The following is a 25078-nucleotide window of genomic DNA, read 5'->3' as shown; positions in this document are numbered from 1 at the left end:
CAAGCGGTCATTTTTGCAAAAAATTTTGTAAAAACAACCGCTTGTAAAATTTAATCACGTTTTTTGTTTAGTAACCACCAAACAATTATCAGACAGAGCAAACTTGGAATTAATGCCCCAACCGGTACAGGTAGCCAAGTGGCAATAAGACTTAAATTCCCAAATACAATGTTCGCCACGTAGAACATAAAGCCGGCAACAATCCCGATAACAATTTTCGCCCCCATCGTACTACTACGAAGTGGTCCGAAAATAAAGGAGATCGCAAGTAACATCATCACCGCCATTGAGATCGGCTGGAATACTTTACGCCAGAAGGTAATTTCAAAGCGTTTCGGATCTTGCCCGGTCTCTTTTAAGAAGCCGACATAATCCGCCAACCCCGAGATCGAAAGCGATTCCGGCTTAAGTGAAACAATTCCTAATTTGCTTGGCGTTAAGCTGGTCTGCCAACTTTGATCGGGTTGCTTGCCTTGCTGGATCTGATTCTCGCCAAGTTCCGATTTTTCAACGTTAGAGAGTATCCAACCTTTTTCATCGCTATATTGAGCCTCACCCGCTCGTAATACCGATTGCAATTCACGTTTATTTTCGCCTTCGCCAAATTCGTAAATAAGCACGTTACTCAGGCTTTTTTCATTATTGATACGGTTGATATAGATAAATGAGTTTCCATCTTTCGCCCAAAAACCATCTTTGGTGGCAAGCATTGAGCCGCCACTTTGAGCAATCGAACGCATATTACGGGCAAATTGTTCGGTTTGCGGTACACCCCATTCACCGATGATCATCGTAAACAGTACTAACGGCAATGCGGTTTTCATTACCGCCAAACCGATACGGAAACGAGAAAAACCGGAGGCTTGCATTACAACTAATTCACTGCGGCTCGCAAGATTGCCCAAGCCTAATAGTGAACCTAATAAAGCAGCAATCGGAAAAAAGGTTTCGATATCTCTTGGAATGGTTAAAAAGGTGTAATAAGCCGCTTTCAAGCCATCGTAAGAGCCTCGACCAACATCACGAAACTCTTCCACAAATTTGATGATCGCCCCAAGCCCTACCAATAAAAATAGCGTAAGGAAAATTGCCGACAAAATCGTTCTGCCGATATAGCGTTCTAAAATATTCATTGAGAAAATTTTCATTATGCCACCGCCTTATTAGTGATTTTTTTAGCACTAAACTGATAGCGTAATTTAGACATCAATTTACCATTCCACATATTCAACACAATACCTAAAAGTAAAAAGGCAATAGAGACTAACGGCATTAAAATTTCTGCATTTAACTTGCCCGAACCACCTGATGATTTAAGCGAGCTTTGCAGTAGGAAATAGATTAAATAAAGCAATAATGCAGGCAATAATTTAGCAAAACGCCCTTGTCTAGGATTAACACTGCTCATCGGCACTGCCAATAACGCCATTAACGGCACAGCGAAAATTAAGGCTAAACGCCAATGTAATTCCGCTTTTGCTTCCGGACTATTGATTTCCATTAATGTTTTAAAATCAGAACGTTGCACTAATTTTTCGTCCGATTCCACATCTTGATAACCTAAATAAGCGGAATAATTTTCAAAGTGAGAAACACGAAAATCCGGGCTTTTCGGCGTCCCCTCAAAACGCTTACTTTCTGATAATGTTAAAACCTGATCACCATTTGGCAAACCTTGTAAAGTCCCATTTTCAGCCACCACGACCGAAGGTTTGTTATTTTTTTGCTGTTCCGGTTGGAAAACGTAAATATCATTAAGGCTACTATTTTCAATTTTATCAATAAATAATACATAACCACCTGCCGACATAAACTGACCTGCCGAAAGGGCAGCAAAACGCGGATTAGCTTTTGCCTCTGCCAACATTTCACTTTGTTTGTTAATCGCCCAAGGAGTCAGCCAAAAGACGTTATATACCGCTAAAGCTGTCGTAAAAATGGAGAGGAACATCGCCACTTTTACCAATAAACCTTGCCCGATCCCACACGCACGCATCACTGTAATTTCACTTTCCGCATAAAAACGCCCAAGTGTCAATAATAGTGCGATAAAAAGAGATAACGGCAACATTAATTGTGCCATTGTCGGCATTCCCAGCCCTAATAAGCTGACGACTAAATCTGCCGGTACTTTACCACTTACGGCAGAACTTAAAACTCGAACTAATTGTTGGCAGAAAAAAATTAAGAGTAGGATAAACAATATCGCTACTTGGCTTTTAAATATCTCTTTGGTTAAATATCGACTTAAAATCACAGTTTTTATCTCTATGCTGTTTTTAAAATGCTACAAGCGGTTAGATTTCTTCCATTTTTTGCAAAACACCGTTAAAACAGTGTTGAACCGAATGTGCAATGATACCTTTTTTACGCCAAAAAATCACGTATTGAAAATAATAACGCACAGTTTCAAGCGTGCTTTTATGTAAAATTATTTCTTTGACTACAAAATTCATCAAAATTTCAAACATAAGTACCAAAATCAGCAAAATTTCAGCTTTTTGCTGTGATTTTCACTTGTAATTTAATAAATTAATGTTAATTTTAACGGCAATTTTTAGCTCATTATAGTTAGAGGATAATAATGGAATTTAGTGTTAAAAACGGCAGTGTTGAAAAGCAAAGAACCGCTTGTCTAGTCGTTGGGGTTTATGAACCTCGCAGACTTTGTACTGCTGCAGAACAATTAGATAAATTAAGTAATGGCTATATTAGTTCACTACTCAGACGTGGCGATTTAGAAGGCAAAGCCGGGCAAACATTATTATTACACAATGTACCCAATGTACCTGCCGACCGCGTGTTGTTAGTCGGTTGCGGTAAAGAACGTGAATTAACCGAACGTCAATACAAACAAATTATTCAAAAAACCGTTCAGGCAATTAACGAAACCGGCTCAATGGAAATGGTCTGTTTTTTAACCGAGCTACATGTTAAAGGCAGAAGTGCTTATTGGAATGTGCGATTTGCCGTTGAGGCAATCCAAGAAAATCAATATGCCTATAATGATTTCAAAAGCATTAAGCCGGAAGTTCGACGTGAATTACGCCGTGTAATTTTTAACGTTGCCCACCGTAAAGACTTAGCCGATGCCGAGCGAGCCTTAGAACACGGCAAAGCAGTTGCATTAGGTGTAGCGAATGCTAAAAATGTAGCGAACTGCCCACCGAATGTGTGTAATCCAGCATATTTATCCCAATTAGCTCAAGGTTTAGCGACGGACTATGGTGCGGTATCCACTACGGTTATTGATGAAAAACAGATGGCTGAATTGGGAATGAATGCCTATTTAGCCGTTTCCCGAGCCTCTGAAAATGAAGCATTCTTATCTGTAATTGAATATAAAGGCAGCCCAAATCCTGATGCCAAGCCAATCGTGTTAGTCGGCAAAGGTTTAACTTTCGATTCAGGCGGTTTATCGATTAAACCGGCAGAAGCAATGGATGAAATGAAATACGATATGTGCGGTGCGGCAAGCGTTTACGGTACAATGAAAGCCATTGCTGAAATGAAATTACCGCTTAATATTATCGGTGTTTTAGCAGGCTGTGAGAATGCCGTTGATGGTAAATCTTACCGCCCGGGTGATATTCTTACTACAATGTCGGGCTTAACCGTTGAGGTGTTAAATACGGACGCCGAAGGACGTTTAGTTCTATGTGATACACTCACTTATGTTGAACGCTTTAATCCAGAGTTAGTGATTGATATTGCGACCCTCACCGGGGCTTGTATGATTGCGTTAGGTAATCACAACAGTGGCTTAATGTCGCCATCTAACAGTTTAGCCAACGACTTGTTAGCGGCAGCAGAGCAAGCAGATGACAAAGCGTGGCGTTTACCGTTAGGAGAGGAATATCAAGAACAGCTTAAATCTAATTTTGCCGATCTTGCCAATATCGGCGGACGTTTAGGTGGGGCGATTACCGCAGGGCAATTCCTCTCTAACTTCACCAAAAAATACACTTGGGCTCACTTAGATATTGCCGGCACAGCTTGGAAATCAGGGGCGGCTAAAGGGGCAACAGGTCGCCCTGTCAATCTTTTAACCCAATTCTTAATTAATAAAGCGGAAAGTTAATAACACAAGCGGTTAAATTTCAGGAAAGATTTGCAAAATTCCCCGAAAATTTAACCGCTTGTTATTCGTTATTTTCTAACCAACGCTAACACATCAGCAAATAATTTTTTAAATAGAGGTGGGACACTATGTTCGCCTCTATTTCTCATCTCATTCGCTAAGGCTATGGCTAAATCAGGCTTAGAGCTTTTTTGAATAGCTCTTTTGATAATATATGAAACCGGATATTTTTCCTGCGAACGCCAATTTGCAAGACGAATAAATACGTTACGCAAACCTGCTTTATAGAAGAAATGTTCAATATCTTTTTGCGGTAATGCCGTTAAACGTTGAGCAAAATCCTCATCTAAACTTTTAACGGTTTCCGAATAACGTTTGCCCGCATCATCACCATCAGTGAGCACATACCATTCAATCCCCATTGCTCTGGCATATTTAATCAGAGGGCGTAAACCGCACTGGGCAAATTCCACAATTTTAATGCCCTCCATTTCTAAATTAATGTCTAATAATTTTGCCAACTCTTCTAAAATCCAAACTTCAGTTTCCCCTTCTACTAAGATCCACGCTTTTGCAAATAAGGCTAATCCTCTGTTGTGATGGATATGGAAAGTCAATTTACGCAGATCTTCTTTGCCGATACTTTGACGCTCCAACCAATAGGCTTGGGTGTGAAAGTCATAACGCACTAAACGACAAATTTCTCGTAACGGCACTTGTGAAAGCAATTCAATGGAATTCGTTGTGGTAATGCGTTGGCTGGGTAGAAAGCTGAGCAATTCCCAGAAAATCGCTACCATTCGAGGGTGTAAAAACGCATTAAAATCTTCAAATAAGATGATCGGTTTTTCAATTACCGTGGCTTTAGGCTTAAAGAGAAAAAGATCTGAAATATGCTGTTGAACCTGCCCTACCAGCTCTTCATTTTGTTTTAAACGTAGGCAGAGTGATTTTACTTTTTCCCACCACAATGTAGTGTCTTGCATACTATTTTTCATTAAATGGCGACTTTGGCTGGTTAAAAAGTAGTATTTCAGTAAGGAAGAAAGAGCGTGTAATTCACGCTGAACATCTGTGTCAGGCTGGTTATAGCTATTAAGTAATAACTCGTTATGCACTCGTTTATTTAGCCGTGCATCACGCAAGCGATAAACAGGATGATGATAAATAAACTGCTTAATCCATTTTTCCGCTTGCTCAATGTGGATAGGTTTTAAGTCTTGATCGACAAACTGATATTCAGTGCAAATCTGCTCAGCTAACAATCTTCCTGTTACTTTTAAGGAAATGCACCGTTTGTTCTCTAAATAAAATGAACAGAACGACAATGCAGGAGGAAGTTGAAGTAACGAGCTATCGTCAGCAATTTCTTCACAAAAAGTGAAAACAAGCGTGATGTCTCGCACTTGGTTTGGCGTATCGCTATATTGAATATGGAAATCTTTAAACTGGAATTGGTACAATTTATGTTCTAAGTTAAAAATTAAGCTTAAGGCATCAATCAGGCTTGATTTCCCCCACGCATTTTCGCCAATTAACACCATATTTGGACGTAATTGTAGCGATAAATGATTAATTCCCCGAAAGCCACTGATTTCAATATGTTTTAGATACATACCGCCCCCTTATTACTATTCTTTTACAATTTCATAGCAAGGTTGATAAGCATCTCCCGTTGGGATTTTCATACGATGTTGAACCACAAAACTTTCGAGTAATCTATCCATATGATCCATTAATTTGCGATCGCCCCGTAATTTAAACACGCCATATTGTTCAATCAAATCAGAAGTTTCAGGCTTAATGTTACCTGCCACAATGCCTGAAAATGCTCGTCTTAAATTTGCCGCCAGCTGCTCTTTTGACTGATCCAGACTTAAATTCAGATTTGCCATACTTTCGTGAGTTGGAATAAATGGCGTAATAAAATCTTCTTCGATTCTTAATGACCAGTTGAAATTATAAGCATCACCACTTTCATAACGACTGTTTTTTACTTCCACCATCGATTGCTTCACTTTACGAGCAACCAATACAGGGTCATCAATAATAATTTCATATAGGCTACGAGCCTCTTCGCCTAAGGTATCGCCAATGAATTTATCAATAACATAGAAATAATCGGCAGATTCTTTCGGTGCGGTTAAGATAAGCGGTAATTTTTGCAACTTATTTTGCGGATTTAACTTAATGCCGATAATATACAGCAGCTCTTCCAATGTGCCCGGTCCGCCCGGAAAAACCACAATAGCGTGCCCAAGACGAACAAATGCTTCCAAGCGTTTTTCAATATCAGGCATAATCACTAATTCATTGACAATCGGATTTGGTGGTTCAGAGGCAATAATCGACGGCTCAGTAATGCCAATAAAACGTCCGTTTTTATAACGCTGATTAGCGTGCCCGATGGTAACACCTTTCATCGGTGCTTCCATTACACCCGCACCGCAACCTGTTACAATATTCAGCTCACGTAAACCAAACTCTTGACCTACCGCTCGGCAATATTGGTATTCAATGTCATTAATAGAATGACCACCCCAGCAAACCACTAAATTCGGGTCAGTGTTCATCTCTATCGCTTTTGCATTACGCAAAATCGAAAACACAATATTTGTGGTTAGCGTTTCTACTGATGTATTTTCAAGCGGTGGAATTGCCTTTTTTAAAGCGTTAACAAAGATAATATCCCTTAACACCGCAAAAAGATGATACTGAATATTTAAAATCATCTTACCATCAACAAAGGCTGTCGGTGGTGGGTTGTGCAACTCCAGCGAAACCCCTTTCTCTCGGGTTAATAACCGAATTTCAAAATCAGGATATTGATTTAACAAGGCACGGCTATCATCAGTATGCACACCTGAATTCAGCACCGCTAATGAGCAGTTACGATAAATTTGATATAAACTACCCTGCGTATTTTTGGCTAACAACTGCATTTCCAAATGAGAAAGCTGCTCCATACTGCCTTTCGGGTTAATTCTGTGTACTGCCATTTTTTCTCCTTGCTATTTGTAAGAAATTCCATAAATGTGGGTAACCTTAAGTCATTTGCAAAAAATTACTCTTTTTTGACCGCTTGTTACTTCAATAGTTTATCAATAACACGACTTACCGCAAAAAAACCGAATGTTGCAGTAACCATTGTAACTGCCCCAAAGCCATTAGCACAGTTCATCGTGGCGGATACTTCGCACCCCTCGCCCATTTTCGGGAAAATTAATTGTTGAGTTGAAGAAACACACTCCACACCAAATTTACTTTTGTTGCTAAAACCATATTCTTTACGCAATAAGGCTCGCACTTTTGCCGCAAGCGGATCTTGAATAGTTTTACTTAAATCGGTAATTTGAATTTTCGTTGGGTCTGTCTGCCCGCCTGCCCCGCCGGTGGTGATTAATTTGATTTTATTACGCTTACAGTAAGCAACCAACGCCGCCTTGGTTTTGACCGAATCAATGGCATCAATCACATAATCATAGCCACGATTGAGATAGTCAGGGATATTTTCAGGCGTGATGAAATCATCAATAATCTCCACCACACACTCAGGATTGATGCGTTCAATACGTTCTTTCATCGCCTCAGTTTTCAACTGAGCCACTGTGCCACTCATTGCGTGAATTTGACGGTTAATGTTGGTCACGCAAATATCGTCCATATCGATCATCGTGATCTTGCCAATGCCCGAACGAGCCAACGCCTCCACCGCCCAAGAGCCCACACCACCGATGCCGATCACACAAATATGCGAATGGCGGAGTTTTTCCAAACCCTCAGGGGTGTAAAGGCGACCGATACCGCCAAAGCGTTGTTCGTAGTTGTCTAGTCTTTCTGTCATTTTATGTTACATCTGTAGGGGCGAAAAATTTTTCGCCCAATCATTTTAGCCAAAGGGAGAATAATAATTCGCCCCTACGTTAGATATTTCCGTTTTTAATATTTTCCAGCTCTTCCCAACGCTCAAAGGCTTGCTCTAAGGCAGCTTCGGTGTCTGCCAATTTTTGCAGTTTTTCGTTGGTGTAAGCCTGATCTTTTGAGAAGAAATCCGCACTGTTTACTTCAGCTTGTAGAGCTTCAATTTCAGCTTCTAAAGCTTCCATTTTTGCTGGCAGTTCTTCTAGCTCACGTTGGTCTTTATAGGAAAGTTTGACCTTTTTCGCCTCTGTTTTTGGTTTTTCTTGCTTCGGTTCGTCTGCTACAAGCGGTTCTTTTTTAGCAGAATTTTGCAAATTGGCAGTGCGGGTAGCGTGGTAGTTATCTTGCTGCTGTTTGGCATCAAAATAGCCACCAATATATTTATTCAGCACCCCATTGCCTTCAAAGAAGTAGCACTCTTCCACTGTGTTATCAATAAATTGACGGTCGTGGCTTACCACAAGCAACGTGCCTTGATAATCAGACAACATCTCTTCTAATAATTCTAAAGTTTCCACATCTAAATCATTGGTCGGCTCGTCCAGAATTAATAAGTTATTCGGTTTCAGCAATAATTTGGCGAGTAACAAGCGGTTACGTTCCCCACCTGATAATGCTTTTACAGGTGTCATTGCCCGTTTTGGAGGGAACAAGAAATCTTGCAAATAGCCGAGAACGTGGCGTTTTACGCCATTAACTTCCACATCTTGCTTACCGTCCGCTACGTTGTCCATCACGGTTTTTTCTAAATCTAATTCCGCACGGTATTGGTCAAAATAGGCAACTTCTAATTTTGTGCCGCAACGGATTGAGCCTGAAGTCGGCTGCAATTCACCTAGCAGTAATTTGATGAAAGTCGTTTTACCGCAACCATTCGGACCAACCAAAGCGATTTTATCGCCACGTTGAATGGTTGCAGTGAAGTTCTGTAGTAAGTTCTTTCCTTCAATTTCATAGCTAGCATTTGCAAGCTCAAACACGATTTTGCCCGAACGTGCGGTTTGGTCGAGCTGAATTTTTGCCGTGCCTTGCACCTCTCGGCGGTTACGGCGTTCTTCCCGCAAGGCTTTTAAGGCTCGCACACGCCCTTCATTACGGGTACGACGGGCTTTAATCCCTTGGCGAATCCACACTTCTTCTTGAGCCAATTTTTTATCAAAAAGCTCATTTTGTAGGGCTTCAACACGCAAATCTTCCGCTTTTTCTTCCAAATATTTATCGTAATTGCTCGGGTAAGAAATCAGTTTGCCGCGATCTAAATCCACAATGCGGGTTGCCATTTTGCGGATAAAGGAACGGTCGTGGGAAATAAAGATAATCGCCCCTTTAAAATCAAGCAATAAATCCTCAAGCCAAGTGATTGCATCCACATCTAAATGGTTGGTTGGCTCATCTAATAATAAAATATCCGGATCAGCCACCAATGCACGAGCAAGTGCCGCACGGCGAACCCAGCCGCCCGAGAGCTCGCATAGGCGTTTTTCAGGATCAAGTTCCAATAATTTCAAGGTATCTTGAATACGGTTTTCAAATTGCCAACCGTTATTGTGCTCTAATTGGGCTTGGATATGAGATAACTTCGCCAACAGCTCATCGCTATAATCCGTCAGCATTTGTTGCGAAATGTGGTGATATTGCTTTAAAAGTTCGCTTAAATGAGCAATTCCTTCTGCCACATAATCAAATACCGTATCTTGAATATGGCGTGGTGGGTCTTGCTCCAAACGAGTTACCACAATATCTTTTTCAAAAATCAACTTGCCGTCATCAAGTTGCACTTCGCCGGCAAGCACTTTCATTAAAGTCGATTTTCCCGCTCCGTTTCTTCCTACCAAACAAACCCTTTCGTTTGGCTCAATATGTAATTCGGTATGATCTAATAAAGGATGATCGCCAAAGCCTAAATAGGCATTGGATAAATTAAGTAGTGCCATAGTTTTTTATCTGATTTATGATCTAAAAGCGGTCGAATTTTCCCAAATTTTGGCAGATTGATTGTTTGCAAAATTCTCTGAAAAAACGACCGCTTGTGTAGGTTAAGATTTATTCTTCTGTTGAAGTTTCTACAATCTCTGCGTTTTCAACCGTTTCGATGTTTTCATCATCTTCTTCAGGCTCACACACTCGCTCCAAACTTACAACGTGTTCATCTTCTGCGGTGCGGATAATGCGAACGCCTTGGGTGTTACGTCCGACTAAGCTCACTTCCGCCACTCGAGTGCGAACTAGCGTGCCGGCATCGGTAATCAGCATAATTTGGTCGGTATCGAACACTTGAACTGCCGCTACTACTTTACCGTTTCGTTCGTTCACTTTGATTGAAACCACCCCTTTGGTTGCACGAGATTTCACCGGATATTCGCCAATGACGGTACGTTTACCGTAGCCGTTTTGGGTTACGGTGAGAATATCGCCTTCGGTGCGAGGAATCACAAGAGAAACCACACGGTCGGTGTCTAGGCTCACGCTTGTTGAATCTTCCGCTTCCTCATTTTCAATTTCGATGATTTCTGCTTCTTCAATCTCTTCACTTGAAATTTCAGTGGTGGATAGTTTGATACCACGTACCCCTGTTGCAGTACGTCCCATTGCACGTACCGCTTTTTCAGCAAAGCGAACCACTCGACCTTGTGCTGAGAAGAGCATAATTTCGCTTTCGCCATCGGTAATATCCACACCGATTAGCTCATCGCCTTCGCGAAGTTTTAAGGCAATTAGACCGCTTGATCTAACATTGCTGAACGCATCTAAGGAGACTTTTTTCACTACACCGCTTGCGGTTGCCATAAAGATAAATTTATCTGCGGAGAATTCGCCATTTGGAATCGGTAGAATTGCGGTAATACGTTCGTTCTCTTCTTTCACTAACGGCAAAATATTAACAATCGGCGTACCACGCGCACCACGGCTGGCTTGCGGTAATTGGTACACTTTTAATTGATATAGACGACCACGGCTTGAGAAACAAAGAATAGTATCGTGGGTGTTCGCTACCAATAATTTTTCGATAAAGTCGTCTTCTTTCATCTTCGTTGCAGACTTACCTTTACCACCACGGCGTTGAGCTTCGTAGTCAGATAGAGGTTGGTATTTCACATAGCCTGCGTGAGAAAGTGTCACTACCACATCTTCTTGGGCGATTAAATCTTCAATATTAATATCGCCTGAGGCTGCGGTAATTTCGGTACGGCGTTCATCGTTGAAGGTCGCTTTAACCAGTTCTAATTCCTCACGAATTACTTCCATTAAACGGTCGGCACTGTTTAAAATGTGCAATAATTCACCAATTTCGGTTAGTAGTTCTTTGTACTCTTCAACAATTTTTTCGTGCTCTAAGCCAGTTAAACGGTGTAAGCGTAACTCTAAAATCGCACGAGCTTGAGCTTCTGATAAATAATATTGTCCATCACGCACACCTAAATTCTCGGCTAAATCTTCCGGACGAGAAGCATCAACACCTGCAGCTTCTAACATCGGAGCGACATTGCCTAATGCCCACGGACGAGCTAATAATGCCTCACGGGCATCTTCAGCTGTTTTAGAAGCACGAATTAATTCAATGACAGGATCGATATTGGCTAATGCAATCGCTAAACCTTCTAAAATATGAGCACGTTCACGTGCTTTGCGTAATTCAAAAATCGTACGGCGAGTCACCACTTCACGGCGGTGTTTCACAAAGGCTTCGATAATTTGCGTTAAATTCAGAACTTTTGGCTGACCGTTATCAAGGGCAACCATATTGATACCAAAGGTCACTTGCATTTGAGTTAAAGAATAGAGGTGATTTAGCACCACTTCGCCCACTGCATCACGTTTCACTTCGATAACAATCGAGATACCTTTTTTGTCTGAGTAATCATCAATTTTGCTGATACCTTCGATTTTTTTATCTTTCACTAATTCAGCAATTTTTTCGATCAGTTTCGCTTTATTGACTTGGTAAGGCAGCTCGGTAACCACAATTTGCTCACGACCTTTGTCTGTAGTTTCCACACTGGCTTTCGCACGCACATAAACCTTACCACGACCGGTGCGATAGGCTTCTTCAATCCCTTTACGACCGTTGATAATTGCCCCTGTTGGGAAATCAGGGCCCGGGATATATTGCATCAATTCTTCAACGCTAATATTTTCGTTATCAATATACGCCAAACAGCCGTCTAATACTTCGCCTAAATTGTGTGGCGGAATATTGGTTGCCATACCCACCGCAATACCGGAAGAACCGTTTACCAATAAGGCTGGAATTTTGGTCGGTAGCACATCAGGAATCATCTCTTTGCCGTCATAGTTCGGCGAGAAATCCACGGTTTCTTTATCAAGATCAGTTAATAATTCCTGCGTAATTTTTTGCATACGCACTTCGGTATAACGCATTGCCGCCGGTGCATCGCCGTCAATTGAGCCAAAGTTACCTTGCCCGTCCACCAACATATAACGTAATGAAAACGGTTGTGCCATACGCACAATGGTATCGTAAACTGCTGAGTCACCGTGCGGGTGATATTTACCGATTACATCACCCACCACACGAGCTGATTTAACGTGTGGTTTGTTATAGGTGTTGCTGTTTTGATCCATTGAGAAAAGTACACGGCGGTGTACCGGCTTTAAACCGTCACGTACATCAGGTAATGCACGCCCTACGATGACCGACATCGCATAATCAAGGTAAGAGGTTTTTAACTCGTCCTCAATACTTACGGGAATAATATCTTTGGCTAATTCGCTCATTGAAATTTCCTAATTTGATAGTAAAGAATTGCCCAAACTCAGGCGAAAAATTGGCAAGATTATAGCATAAAAAGTGATAAAAAGGGCGTACAAGCGGTTATTTTCTTTCAGTAAAGCGAGCTTTTGCCGGCATTCTTAATTCAATTCGCTCACGATTGGCGGCTAATGCGGTTGCGGTTGGCTCATAATCTAGCCAAAGCGAAGGATCTTGTGGTAAATCATCTGCCCAAAAATATTGCACGTTAAAGCCTCTTGCCAAGCACTCCTCGTGCAGAGCATCATAACGTTTTTTCAAAAAAGCGAGTTTATTGAAGAAAAAACGCACATGCCCCTCACCTAATTTATAATCTTCCGGCTGACCTTTTAAGCTGAATTTGCCTTTCGCTACCGCATTCGGAATACGGGTTAATTCACGGTGCTCTGCCAACAGATGTTGATCGCATAATTCTGAAGGCGGAACGAGGTTAATTCTGGTCATTCTGATTTTCCTTTTAAGCTAAATCGGTTATAGTAATGCCCAAATTTACCACAGGAATTACTTTTATAAACGCTCATTACTTTTCCTCAATGGTTATAGTAATGCCCAAATTTACCACAGGAATTACTTATGCAAAACGTCGATCAGCAAGAAATCACAAAATTTGAAAAAATGGCTCAAACTTGGTGGGATCCAAACGGCAGTTTCAAGCCTATTCATCTGCTTAATCCGCTGCGTTTATCTTATATTTTAGAAAAATCAAACGGACTGTTTGGCAAAAAAGTATTAGATGTCGGCTGTGGTGGCGGTATTTTAAGTGAAGCGATGGCGAAACAAGGAGCGATTGTAACAGGTATTGATATGACAACCGAACCGCTTGAAATTGCCAAACAGCACGCTAAAGAAAACGGTTTAGAGATTGATTACCAACAAACCACCATTGAAAATTTTTTGGAAAAAATGACCGCTTGCAACGCAGAAAAATTTGACGTGATTACCTGTATGGAAATGCTGGAACACGTGCCTGATCCGCTTTCAATTATCCAAAGCTGCAAAGCCTTATTAAAGCCTGACGGTATTTTGTTTTTCTCCACCATCAACCGTACGTTTAAAGCCTATATGCTCGTGATTATCGGGGCGGAATATGTGTTGAAAATATTGCCGAAAGGCACGCACGAATTTGAGAAATTTATTAAGCCTTCGGAATTATTAGCGTGGTGCGATCAAGCCGATTTACGTTGTAATGAGATAAAAGGCTACCATTTCAACCCATTAACCGAAAAATTCTGGCTAAATAACGATGTCAGTTGCAACTATATTGCGACCTTAGGCATCAACAATTAACTTGCAAAATAGTACGAAATCTTTACTATACACCGCTTAATTTCTTGAGCTTTGACAAAAATGATGACAGACGATATTCAACAAAAATCAGAGAAAAAAATCACTTATAATTTCAATAAGTTACAAAAACGCTTACGCCGTAATGTAGGCAATGCGATTGCCGATTTTGGTATGATTGAAGAGGGCGACCGCGTGATGGTATGCCTTTCCGGTGGTAAAGACAGCTACACACTATTAGATATTTTATTAAACCTACAACAAAGTGCCCCTGTCAATTTCAGTGTGGTTGCGGTCAATTTAGATCAAAAACAACCAGGATTCCCTGAAGATGTGTTGCCTCGCTATTTAGAAAGTATCGGTGTGGAATATAAAATTGTGGAAGAAAATACCTACGGCATCGTGAAAGAGAAGATTCCGGAAGGCAAAACCACCTGTTCGCTCTGCTCTCGCCTACGTCGTGGGATTTTATACCGCACCGCTACTGAGCTTGGGGCAACGAAAATCGCACTTGGACACCACCGTGATGATATGCTGGCAACACTATTTTTAAATATGTTCTACGGCGGAAAAATGAAAAGTATGCCACCGAAACTGATTTCTGATGACGGCAAACAGATTGTGATTCGCCCGCTTGCTTACTGCAAAGAAAAAGACATCATCAAATACGCAGAAGCCAAACAGTTCCCGATTATTCCGTGCAATCTCTGCGGCTCACAACCAAATTTACAACGCCAAGTGGTAAAAGAGATGTTGAACACTTGGGATCGCCAATATCCGGGCAGATTAGAAACTATGTTCAGTGCCTTACAAGATATTGTGCCATCGCACTTATGCGACCCAAGCCTATTTGATTTTAAAGGCATTAAACACGGTCAAATGATTGACGGTGTAGAAGGCGACACCGCTTTCGATAATATCAAAATTGAAGCCAAAACCTTCTTAGATGAAGACGATGACAACAATTTTACGGAAGGCGGAATTATTCAATTTAAGGAAGTAAATTAGGCTCAAGAACATCAAACAAGCGGTGATATTTCTGTAGAAATTTGCAAATTTCACAAGAAAAATAACCGCTTGTTTTATTATTTAAAGTCGATAGACTTAGTATATTTTTAATAATTCAAAGCATCATTAAATATTATCAATTCCAATTAAGTAATCAAAATGAAAAAATTTGTTGTACTAATTTCGGGTAATGGCTCTAATTTACAAGCCATTATCGATAGCCAAAAAGCAGGCAATATAAACGGTCAAATTTGTGGGGTCATCAGCAATAAAGCAAATGCTTATGGCTTAGTCCGAGCTAAAAATGCCAACATTCCTACTTTCGTATTCTCTCGAAAAGATTATGAAAGTAATTTAGCAATGGATTTAGCAATTGCCGAGCAAATTGAATCATTAGGAGCAGAATTAATTGTTCTTGCAGGCTATATGAAAATTTTAACACCGGAATTTACCCAACGTTTTGATGGGATAATTTTGAATATCCACCCTTCATTATTGCCGAAATACCCCGGGTTAAATACTTATCAAAGAGCAATTGAAGCAGGAGATTCCGAGCACGGTACAACTATTCATTTTGTGAATGAAGAAGTTGATGCAGGGGCAATTGTATTACAAGCTAAAGTACCGATTTATCCTAATGATGAAGTTGAAGATATTATGGCTCGTGTGGTGGAACAAGAACATAAATATTACCCCTTAGTCATTGAGTGGTTTTGTTCCGGTCGTTTAGTTGCCAACGGCGACAAAGCATATCTAGACAGAAAAGCCCTCTCTCCAACAGGCTATGCGGAAGATTAATACGCTAGCCCCCTCTAATGATTGCCCGAATAAATATAACAAGCGGTCTAATTTTTCAAAAATTTTGCAAAAAATCCGATAAATTAAACCGCTTGTAAATGCAGAGAAAAATCCCTAAAACGCAAATTTTTCCTTTCAATCTTGCCCCTTTAGCTATATTATTATCAATTGATTTTTTGGGGGCGAAATGCCTGATTTTTTAGTCCTTTTCTTTTTAATTTAAGGGAAAATAACAGTAGATGGAAAAATTAGAACAGAAAGCTATCATTGAGCTTAAAAATGTAACAAAAAGCTATGGTAGTAAAACGATTCTTAAAAATTTGAATTTAACCATTAATGATGGTGAATTTTTAACGATTTTAGGTCCTTCGGGTTGTGGTAAAACAACTGCGTTGCGTTTAATTGCCGGCTTTGAAGATTTGACTGAGGGTTCAATTATTCTTGATGGGCAAGATGTTTCTAATGTTCCAGCAGAACAACGCCCAGTGAATACTGTATTCCAAAGCTATGCGTTATTCCCGCATATGACCATTTTTGAAAACGTGGCGTTTGGCTTACGTATGCAAAAAGTGCCAAATTCAGAGATTGAGCCACGTGTAATGGAAGCATTGCGTATGGTGCGTTTAGAAGACAGAGCTCAACAAAAACCAGCTCAACTTTCAGGTGGTCAGCAACAACGTATCGCAATTGCACGTGCGGTGGTAAATAAACCAAAAGTATTATTATTAGATGAATCTCTTTCTGCTCTTGACTATAAATTGCGTAAAGAGATGCAAAATGAATTAAAAGCCTTACAACGTCAATTAGGCATTACCTTTATTTTCGTCACCCACGATCAAGAAGAAGCTTTAACAATGTCTGACCGTATCATTGTAATGAACGGCGGTAAAATTGCTCAAGACGGCACTCCTCGTGAAATTTACGAAGAGCCAAGCAACTTATTCGTGGCTCGTTTTATCGGTGAAATTAACGTCTTTGATGCAACAGTGATTGAACGTGTTGATGAAAAAAATGTGAAAGCGAACGTAGAAGGTCGTATTTGCAACATTAAAGTTGAAGATTTAGAGGTTCACCCGAACCAAAAATTAAAAGTACTGTTACGCCCTGAAGATATCGTGATTGAAGAGTTAGACGAAAATGAAAGCTCTAAAGCGATCATCGGTCATATTATCGACCGTAACTATAAAGGTATGACGTTAGAATCTAGCGTAAAATTAGATCATAACGGTATGAACGTATTAGTTAGCGAATTCTTTAACGAAGATGACCCTAACATTGACCACGAGGTTGGGCAAAAAGTGGCTCTTACTTGGTACGAAGGCTGGGAGGTTGTGTTAAACGATGAAGGCGAATAGTAAATTCCAAAATGGTGCGGTCGCAACTATTTTCGGTTGGCTATTGCTTTTCGTATTAGTGCCGAACGTACTCGTTTTAATTATCAGTTTCTTAACAGAAAACCGTCAAAGCCAATATTTTGTTGATTTTGCATTTAGCTTAGATGCGTATAAAGCGTTATTTAATGACACTTACGCAACAGTATTGTGGAACTCGCTATATATGGCGGGGGTTGCAACGCTTATCTGTTTAATCATTGGCTATCCTTTTGCATTTTTTATTGCCAAAATGCCTGCGAAGCTGCGTCCGTTTTTACTCTTTTTAGTGGTGTTGCCATTCTGGACTAACTCACTGATCCGTATTTACGGTATTAAAATTTTCTTAGGTGTGAAAGGTGTTCTAAATGAGACCTTATTGGCAATTGGCTTGATCAATGAACCTTTGCGTTTATTGAACTCAGAAGCTGCAATTATCATTGGCTTAGTTTACATTCTATTACCATTTATGATTTTGCCGCTTTATTCATCAATCGAAAAAATTGACAACCGTCTGTTAGAAGCAGCAAAAGACTTAGGTGCAAACGCCTTCCAACGCTTTATTCGAGTAACAATTCCGCTCACAATGCCGGGTATTGTAGCAGGTTGTTTATTAGTATTACTTCCGGCAATGGGGATGTTCTACGTAGCAGACTTATTAGGTGGCGGTAAAACACCATTAGTAGGTAACATTATTAAGAGCTTATTCTTAAATACTAACCAGTTTGCAGTAGGTTCTGCGGTAAGTATTGCCTTAACCATCTTAATGGCGTTAATGCTTTATGTTTACTATCGTGCAAATAAATTGTTAAATAAAAAGGTGGAGCTTGAATAATGAAAAAGATGTTTAGAAACCTTTTTATGTTAGCGGTATTTGCTTACTTATACATTCCAATTATTATTTTAGTCGTAAACTCTTTCAACGCAGACCGTTTTGGCTTGAACTGGAAAGGTTTTACTTGGAACTGGTATGAGCGTTTATTCAGCAATGATACGCTAGTACAAGCAACGATGAACTCATTAACAATTGCATTCTTTGCTGCAACGCTCTCCACGATTTTAGGTGCATTAACCTCCATTGCACTTTATCGCTACCGTTTCCGTGGCAAAAAATTAGTGGGCGGAATGCTATTCGTGGTAATGATGTCGCCTGATATCGTGATGGCAGTATCTATGCTTGTATTATTTATGATCTTAGGTATCAAGCTCGGCTTTATTTCACTGTTAATTGCCCATATTACCTTCTGTTTACCTTATGTGGTAATTGCAATTTCATCACGACTAAGCGATTTTGATGGCAAGATGTTAGAAGCTGCGAAAGACCTAGGGGCAAGTGAAGTAACGATTTTACGCAAAATTATTTTACCACTTGCATTACCTTCGATTATTTCAGGCTGGTTACTAAGCTTTACAATTTCATTAGATGACGTTATTGTTTCTTCATTCGTAACAAGCCCAAGCTATGAAGTATTACCACTGAAAATCTTCTCATTGGTTAAAACAGGCGTAACTCCAGAGGTAAATGCCCTAGCAACTATTATGATTATCTTCTCATTAACACTTGTTGTATTAAGCCAATTAGTAGTAAGAAAGAAAGTATAAATCAAATTAACAAAATCAAAACCTGACTAGCTAGTCAGGTTTTTTTATTGTTTACAGCTTACAAATGAATAAGAAAATATGACCGCTTGTAAGTCATCAATTTTTATGAATGGGTAATATTTCCAAGCAGCTTGAGTGATTTTCTAATCAGAAAGCCGATAGTTGTTTTGATTAAACTTTTATTTCATCACTCATCAATAATATGTAATGAACATGCAACAATCTTTGTACCCTGCCCTAAAAGCGGTGTTCCACTAATAACTGTTAATTTATGACAACCTACCGGTAAGCGTTTAAATTGAATACGATTGCGTTTCACTTTCCCTGAATCACGTTCGCCATTTTCAAGTTCTAATTCCCAGACTACTTGTACTCTTGTTGTTTTATCTGCAAGAAAAAGGGGGATATAAACCGGCAAATTCTTAGAAAAAGTTGCTTGCTCTGGAATCATACTATAAGGTGCTTTATTTTTTTTTGTTTTTATTGGCATAAATTTCTCCTTAAAAAGGAGATTATTATATTTCAACAGAATCAATTCGTACAACAATGGAATTTTTTAGAATACTTTTATGATGCAAACTTCACCTTTTTACACATTAACAGAACTCGCCAACAACCTAGAACAACCACATTTCTAAAATCCCCACTGTTAAAATAAATAAAAACCCCTAAGTATCTCTACTTAGGGGCTCTTCTCTCTATCTATCTTCTCTTATGTATTCGGTAAAACCCGATGATGCTCTACTCTCACATGGCGAAACACCACACTACCATCGACGTTACTGCGTTTTACTTCTGAGTTCGGAATGGTGTCAGGTAGAACCACAGCACTATGGTCATCGGGATAATTCAGTTAAAATCTAAAAACAAGCTGCTACTTTGAGTATTCTTCTCTTTGTTTGTCTTTTCTTTGTTTGTCTTCTGTTTAGTCTTTACTTTACTTCGCTTTATGTTTTCTTGTTTCTCTATAAAAACACTTGAGCGTTGTATAGTTAAGCCTCTCGGGCAATTAGTATGGGTTAGCTCAACGTCTCGCAACGCTTACACACCCCACCTATCTACGTCGTAGTCTCCAACAACCCTTACAGACTTATAGTCTGGGAGAACTCATCTCTTGGCAAGTTTCGTGCTTAGATGCTTTCAGCACTTATCTCTTCCGCACATAGCTACTCGGCAATGCGTCTGGCGACACAACCGAAACACCAGCGGTGCGTCCACTCCGGTCCTCTCGTACTAGGAGCAGCCCCAACCAATTCTCCAACGCCCACGGCAGATAGGGACCGAACTGTCTCACGACGTTCTAAACCCAGCTCGCGTACCACTTTAAATGGCGAACAGCCATACCCTTGGGACCTACTTCAGCCCCAGGATGTGATGAGCCGACATCGAGGTGCCAAACACCGCCGTCGATATGAACTCTTGGGCGGTATCAGCCTGTTATCCCCGGAGTACCTTTTATCCGTTGAGCGATGGCCCTTCCATTCAGAACCACCGGATCACTATGACCTGCTTTCGCACCTGCTCGACTTGTCTGTCTCGCAGTTAAGCTTGCTTCTACCATTGCACTAACCTCACGATGTCCGACCGTGATTAGCAAACCTTCGTGCTCCTCCGTTACTCTTTGGGAGGAGACCGCCCCAGTCAAACTACCCACCAGACACTGTCCGAGTACTCGTTCCGAGTACTTCGTTAGAACATCAAACGTTAAAGGGTGGTATTTCAAGGACGCCTCCACAATCACTGGCGTGACTGCTTCAAAGGCTCCCACCTATCCTACACATCAAAATTCAATGTTCAGTGTCAAGCTATAGTAAAGGTTCACGGGGTCTTTCCGTCTAGCCGCGGGTACACCGCATCTTCACGGCGATTTCAATTTCACTGAGTCTCGGGTGGAGACAGCCTGGCCATCATTATGCCATTCGTGCAGGTCGGAACTTACCCGACAAGGAATTTCGCTACCTTAGGACCGTTATAGTTACGGCCGCCGTTTACTGGGGCTTCGATCAGGAGCTTCTCTTTCGATAACACCATCAATTAACCTTCCAGCACCGGGCAGGCATCACACCCTATACGTCCACTTTCGTGTTTGCAGAGTGCTGTGTTTTTAATAAACAGTTGCAGCCAGCTGGTATCTTCGACCGGTTCAACCTTCATCCGCAAGGGACTACAATCTACGCCGGCGCACCTTCTCCCGAAGTTACGGTGCTATTTTGCCTAGTTCCTTCACCCGAGTTCTCTCAAGCGCCTGAGTATTCTCTACCTGACCACCTGTGTCGGTTTATAGTACGGTTTAGATAAACCTGAAGCTTAGTGGCTTTTCCTGGAAGCGTGGTATCGGTTACTTCAGCACCGTAGTGCCTCGTCATCATCTCTCGGTGTTAAGAATGTCCGGATTTGCCTAAACATTCCACCTACCAACTTAAACAGGGATATCCAACACCCTGATAACCTAACCTTCTCCGTCCCCACATCGCAGTTTATCCAAGTACGGGAATATTAACCCGTTTCCCATCGACTACGCTTTTCAGCCTCGCCTTAGGGGCCGACTCACCCTGCCCCGATTAACGTTGGACAGGAACCCTTGGTCTTCCGGCGAACGAGTTTTTCACTCGTTTTGTCGTTACTTATGTCAGCATTCGCACTTCTGATACGTCCACCGGACTTCTCAATCCAGCTTCTTCCGCTTACAGAACGCTCCCCTACCCAACAGTGTTACCACTGATGCCGCAGCTTCGGTGACTAGTTTTAGCCCCGTTACATCTTCCGCGCAGGCCGACTCGACTAGTGAGCTATTACGCTTTCTTTAAATGATGGCTGCTTCTAAGCCAACATCCTAGCTGTCTAAGCCTTCCCACTTCGTTTCCCACTTAACTAGTACTTTGGGACCTTAGCTGGCGGTCTGGGTTGTTTCCCTCTCCACGATGGACGTTAGCACCCACCGTGTGTCTCCTGAGTATCACTCTTCGGTATTCGCAGTTTGCATCGGGTTGGTAATCCGGGATGGACCCCTAGCCGAAACAGTGCTCTACCCCCGAAGGTGTCCGCTCAAGGCTCTACCTAAATAGATTTCGGGGAGAACCAGCTATCTCCCGGTTTGATTGGCCTTTCACCCCCAGCCACAAGTCATCCGCTAATTTTTCAACATTAGTCGGTTCGGTCCTCCAATTAGTGTTACCCAATCTTCAACCTGCCCATGGCTAGATCACCGGGTTTCGGGTCTATACCTTGCAACTACACGCCCAGTTAAGACTCGGTTTCCCTTCGGCTCCCTTATTCAGTTAACCTTGCTACAAAATATAAGTCGCTGACCCATTATACAAAAGGTACGCAGTCACAGAATTAATCTGCTCCCACTGCTTGTACGCACAAGGTTTCAGGTTCTATTTCACTCCCCTCGCCGGGGTTCTTTTCGCCTTTCCTTCACAGTACTGGTTCACTATCGGTCAATCAGGAGTATTTAGCCTTGGAGGATGGTCCCCCCATCTTCAAACAGGATATCACGTGTCCCGCCCTACTTGTTGTTAGCCTAGTACCACAATAAATACTTCGGATACGGGATTATCACCCTCTACGATTGAGCTTCCCAGCTCATTCTCCTGTATTTACTGCTATCACTAACTGGCTCTTTCGCGTTCGCTCGCCGCTACTAACGAAATCTCGGTTGATTTCTTTTCCTCGGGGTACTTAGATGTTTCAGTTCTCCCGGTTTGCCTCATTATCCTATGTATTCAGATAATGATAGTAGATTCTTCATCTACTGGGTTTCCCCATTCGGATATCTTGGATTAAACGCTTCTTATCAACTCATCCAAGCTTTTCGCAGATTAGCACGTCCTTCTTCGCCTCTGATTGCCAAGGCATCCACCTTGTGCGCTTAGTCACTTAACTATACAACCTCAAATGTTTTCTGTTATTTCAATCCAGAGAAAGAAAAAACAAAACACTTAAAGTTAGTTTTTAAACTAAACACTTAGCTGCTTTTGTTCAGCTAAGATTTTTGAACTACTCAGACTTTCTTTCGAAAATCTCTCAGTTTTTCAGCTTGTTTCTAAATTTTTAAAGAACATTAAGACAATAGGCTTTCGCCTATCATCATACCTAAAATCGCAAAAATCTCGGTATTTTCTACCGCTTGCAACCTTAGGTATGATGATTGGTGGAGATAAGCGGGATCGAACCGCTGACCTCCTGCGTGCAAGGCAGGCGCTCTCCCAGCTGAGCTATATCCCCAATTTCATCTTTCGTTGTTTTCACTCTTCAGTTTGCTTTCGCTCTCGTTTAGAGTGGTGGGTCTGAGTGGACTTGAACCACCGACCTCACCCTTATCAGGGGTGCGCTCTAACCACCTGAGCTACAGACCCAACGGATGACCTTCAGTTTGTCTTCTATTTCATCTATCAAACAATCTGTGTGAACACTTGCTGTCGTTTCTGCTCCACTTCGCTCTCGCTTAGCTTCGCCCTTGATTTTTGGTAAGGAGGTGATCCAACCGCAGGTTCCCCTACGGTTACCTTGTTACGACTTCACCCCAGTCATGAATCATACCGTGGTAAACGCCCCCCCGAAGGTTAAGCTATCTACTTCTGGTACAACCCACTCCCATGGTGTGACGGGCGGTGTGTACAAGGCCCGGGAACGTATTCACCGCAACATTCTGATTTGCGATTACTAGCGATTCCGACTTCATGGAGTCGAGTTGCAGACTCCAATCCGGACTTAGACGTACTTTGTGAGATTCGCTCACCATCGCTGGGTCGCTGCCCTCTGTATACGCCATTGTAGCACGTGTGTAGCCCTACTCGTAAGGGCCATGATGACTTGACGTCATCCCCACCTTCCTCCGGTTTATCACCGGCAGTCTCCTTTGAGTTCCCGACCTAATCGCTGGCAACAAAGGATAAGGGTTGCGCTCGTTGCGGGACTTAACCCAACATTTCACAACACGAGCTGACGACAGCCATGCAGCACCTGTCTCTAAGTTCCCGAAGGCACAAACTCATCTCTGAGTTCTTCTTAGGATGTCAAGAGTAGGTAAGGTTCTTCGCGTTGCATCGAATTAAACCACATGCTCCACCGCTTGTGCGGGCCCCCGTCAATTCATTTGAGTTTTAACCTTGCGGCCGTACTCCCCAGGCGGTCGATTTATCACGTTAGCTACGGGCACCAAGCTCAAAGCCCAATCCCCAAATCGACAGCGTTTACGGCGTGGACTACCAGGGTATCTAATCCTGTTTGCTCCCCACGCTTTCGCACATGAGCGTCAGTACATTCCCAAGGGGCTGCCTTCGCCTTCGGTATTCCTCCACATCTCTACGCATTTCACCGCTACACGTGGAATTCTACCCCTCCCTAAAGTACTCTAGACTCCCAGTCTGAAATGCAATTCCCAGGTTAAGCCCGGGGCTTTCACATCCCACTTAAAAGTCCGCCTGCGTGCCCTTTACGCCCAGTTATTCCGATTAACGCTCGCACCCCCCGTATTACCGCGGCTGCTGGCACGGAGTTAGCCGGTGCTTCTTCTGTAGTTAACGTCAATTGATTGCTCTATTAAAACAATCACCTTCCTCGCTACCGAAAGAACTTTACAACCCGAAGGCCTTCTTCATTCACGCGGCATGGCTGCATCAGGGTTCCCCCCATTGTGCAATATTCCCCACTGCTGCCTCCCGTAGGAGTCTGGACCGTGTCTCAGTTCCAGTGTGGCTGGTCATCCTCTCAGACCAGCTAGAGATCGTCGGCTTGGTGAGCCTTTACCCCACCAACTACCTAATCTCACTTGGGCTCATCTTATGGCAGGTGGCCCGAAAGTCCCACCCTTTAGTCCTTAGACATTACGCGGTATTAGCTACCGTTTCCAGTAGTTATCCCCCTCCATAAGCCAGATTCCCAAGCATTACTCACCCGTCCGCCACTCGTCACCCAAGGAGCAAGCTCCTCTGTGCTACCGTTCGACTTGCATGTGTTAAGCCTGCCGCCAGCGTTCAATCTGAGCCATGATCAAACTCTTCAATTCAAAAAGTTTAATCGCTCAATATGTACTGACATAAAATCGCACTTTCAAACTTAGCTCAACTTAAAAAAGTTCAGTTAAAAGAAAGTAATGAATTTCTAGTTAAGCACCTATTAAGACTTCAAAATTAAAAAAATAGTTTTAAATCAAGTCTATCAACAAGTGCCCACACAGATTGTCTGATAAATTGTTAAAGAACAAAAAAGAACGACGCACTGAATATTAACTTAACT

At 41.8% G+C, this 25078-nt stretch carries 16 protein-coding genes, 2 tRNA genes and 3 rRNA genes; 7 read left to right on the top strand and 14 right to left on the bottom strand.

Annotated features, from left to right (window positions below):
- Positions 1-50 precede the first annotated feature (50 nt).
- Together lptG and lptF are read right to left on the bottom strand one after the other, a co-directional pair.
- Complete coding sequence (gene lptG / locus ICJ55_RS05565) at positions 51-1148, bottom strand: LPS export ABC transporter permease LptG (RefSeq protein WP_188155906.1); 1098 nt, start codon at positions 1146-1148, stop codon at positions 51-53.
- Positions 1148-2257 (bottom strand): LPS export ABC transporter permease LptF, encoded by a 1110-nt coding sequence (lptF, locus tag ICJ55_RS05560; protein ID WP_188155905.1) that lies wholly within the window; start codon positions 2255-2257, stop codon positions 1148-1150. Before lptF ends, lptG begins: the two co-directional genes overlap by 1 nt.
- A gap of 327 nt (positions 2258-2584) precedes the next feature.
- Here lptF and pepA point away from each other — a divergent pair, with 327 nt between their 5' ends.
- Entirely contained in the window at positions 2585-4081 is a 1497-nt protein-coding gene (pepA, locus tag ICJ55_RS05555) for a leucyl aminopeptidase (RefSeq protein ID WP_188155904.1), read from the top strand.
- Between the two features lie 68 nt (positions 4082-4149).
- Here the strand turns inward: pepA and ICJ55_RS05550 are convergent, their stop codons facing one another.
- The 6 genes from ICJ55_RS05550 to ICJ55_RS05525 form a co-directional block, all read right to left on the bottom strand.
- On the bottom strand, positions 4150-5697 hold the full coding sequence (locus ICJ55_RS05550) for an ATP-dependent nuclease (RefSeq protein ID WP_188155903.1): 1548 nt from the start codon (positions 5695-5697) through the stop codon (positions 4150-4152).
- A gap of 15 nt (positions 5698-5712) precedes the next feature.
- Positions 5713-7080: a nucleotide 5'-monophosphate nucleosidase PpnN gene (ppnN, locus tag ICJ55_RS05545; RefSeq protein ID WP_188155902.1), complete on the bottom strand. Its 1368-nt coding sequence runs from the start codon at positions 7078-7080 to the stop codon at positions 5713-5715.
- A gap of 86 nt (positions 7081-7166) precedes the next feature.
- Positions 7167-7925, bottom strand: coding sequence for a tRNA cyclic N6-threonylcarbamoyladenosine(37) synthase TcdA (tcdA, locus tag ICJ55_RS05540; RefSeq protein WP_188155901.1), 759 nt, complete (start codon positions 7923-7925; stop codon positions 7167-7169).
- A gap of 79 nt (positions 7926-8004) precedes the next feature.
- A complete protein-coding gene (locus tag ICJ55_RS05535; protein ID WP_188155900.1) occupies positions 8005-9936 on the bottom strand; it encodes an ABC transporter ATP-binding protein in 1932 nt (643 codons plus the stop codon).
- Between the two features lie 109 nt (positions 9937-10045).
- The gene (gene gyrA, locus ICJ55_RS05530) at positions 10046-12739 is read right to left on the bottom strand and encodes a DNA topoisomerase (ATP-hydrolyzing) subunit A (RefSeq protein WP_188155899.1); all 2694 of its coding nucleotides are present in this window, start codon (positions 12737-12739) and stop codon (positions 10046-10048) included.
- Between the two features lie 97 nt (positions 12740-12836).
- On the bottom strand, positions 12837-13217 hold the full coding sequence (locus ICJ55_RS05525) for a pyrimidine dimer DNA glycosylase/endonuclease V (protein ID WP_188155898.1): 381 nt from the start codon (positions 13215-13217) through the stop codon (positions 12837-12839).
- A gap of 129 nt (positions 13218-13346) precedes the next feature.
- On the opposite strand from ICJ55_RS05525, the gene ubiG reads away from it, so the two are divergent.
- From ubiG to potC, 6 genes are all read left to right on the top strand, one after another.
- Positions 13347-14060 carry a bifunctional 2-polyprenyl-6-hydroxyphenol methylase/3-demethylubiquinol 3-O-methyltransferase UbiG gene (ubiG, locus tag ICJ55_RS05520; protein ID WP_188155897.1) on the top strand — a complete coding sequence of 238 codons (714 nt, stop codon included), beginning with the start codon at positions 13347-13349 and terminating at the stop codon, positions 14058-14060.
- A gap of 63 nt (positions 14061-14123) precedes the next feature.
- Complete coding sequence (gene ttcA, locus ICJ55_RS05515; RefSeq protein WP_188157688.1) at positions 14124-15065, top strand: tRNA 2-thiocytidine(32) synthetase TtcA; 942 nt, start codon at positions 14124-14126, stop codon at positions 15063-15065.
- A gap of 159 nt (positions 15066-15224) precedes the next feature.
- Entirely contained in the window at positions 15225-15863 is a 639-nt protein-coding gene (gene purN / locus ICJ55_RS05510; protein WP_188155896.1) for a phosphoribosylglycinamide formyltransferase, read from the top strand.
- A 239-nt stretch (positions 15864-16102) separates the two neighbouring features.
- Positions 16103-17218, top strand: a complete 1116-nt coding sequence (gene potA / locus ICJ55_RS05505) for a spermidine/putrescine ABC transporter ATP-binding protein PotA (RefSeq protein ID WP_188155895.1) — start codon at positions 16103-16105, stop codon at positions 17216-17218.
- The gene (gene potB, locus ICJ55_RS05500) at positions 17205-18068 is read left to right on the top strand and encodes a spermidine/putrescine ABC transporter permease PotB (protein ID WP_188155894.1); all 864 of its coding nucleotides are present in this window, start codon (positions 17205-17207) and stop codon (positions 18066-18068) included. The genes potA and potB overlap by 14 nt, the downstream gene beginning before the upstream one ends.
- Positions 18068-18835, top strand: a complete 768-nt coding sequence (gene potC / locus ICJ55_RS05495) for a spermidine/putrescine ABC transporter permease PotC (RefSeq protein WP_188155893.1) — start codon at positions 18068-18070, stop codon at positions 18833-18835. The genes potB and potC overlap by 1 nt, the downstream gene beginning before the upstream one ends.
- Positions 18836-19022: 187 nt before the next feature.
- Here potC and ICJ55_RS05490 read toward each other — a convergent pair whose 3' ends face one another.
- The 6 genes from ICJ55_RS05490 to ICJ55_RS05465 form a co-directional block, all read right to left on the bottom strand.
- The gene (locus ICJ55_RS05490; protein ID WP_188155892.1) at positions 19023-19325 is read right to left on the bottom strand and encodes a hypothetical protein; all 303 of its coding nucleotides are present in this window, start codon (positions 19323-19325) and stop codon (positions 19023-19025) included.
- 238 nt (positions 19326-19563) lie between these two features.
- Positions 19564-19679 (bottom strand): 5S ribosomal RNA (gene rrf, locus ICJ55_RS05485).
- A 144-nt stretch (positions 19680-19823) separates the two neighbouring features.
- Positions 19824-22723 (bottom strand): 23S ribosomal RNA (locus ICJ55_RS05480).
- Positions 22724-22989: 266 nt separating this feature from the next.
- Positions 22990-23065 (bottom strand) — tRNA-Ala (locus tag ICJ55_RS05475).
- A 54-nt stretch (positions 23066-23119) separates the two neighbouring features.
- Positions 23120-23196 (bottom strand) — tRNA-Ile (locus ICJ55_RS05470).
- Positions 23197-23308: 112 nt separating this feature from the next.
- A 16S ribosomal RNA gene (locus tag ICJ55_RS05465) occupies positions 23309-24848 on the bottom strand.
- Together the 16S, 23S and 5S rRNA genes with 2 tRNA genes alongside form the textbook arrangement of a ribosomal RNA operon.
- Positions 24849-25078: the final 230 nt, after the last annotated feature.

This window comes from Mannheimia bovis (genome assembly GCF_014541205.1).
Lineage (GTDB): Bacteria > Pseudomonadota > Gammaproteobacteria > Enterobacterales > Pasteurellaceae > Mannheimia > Mannheimia bovis.
Note: the sequence above shows the minus strand (reverse complement) of the source record. Positions and strands in the feature narration are given on the sequence as shown.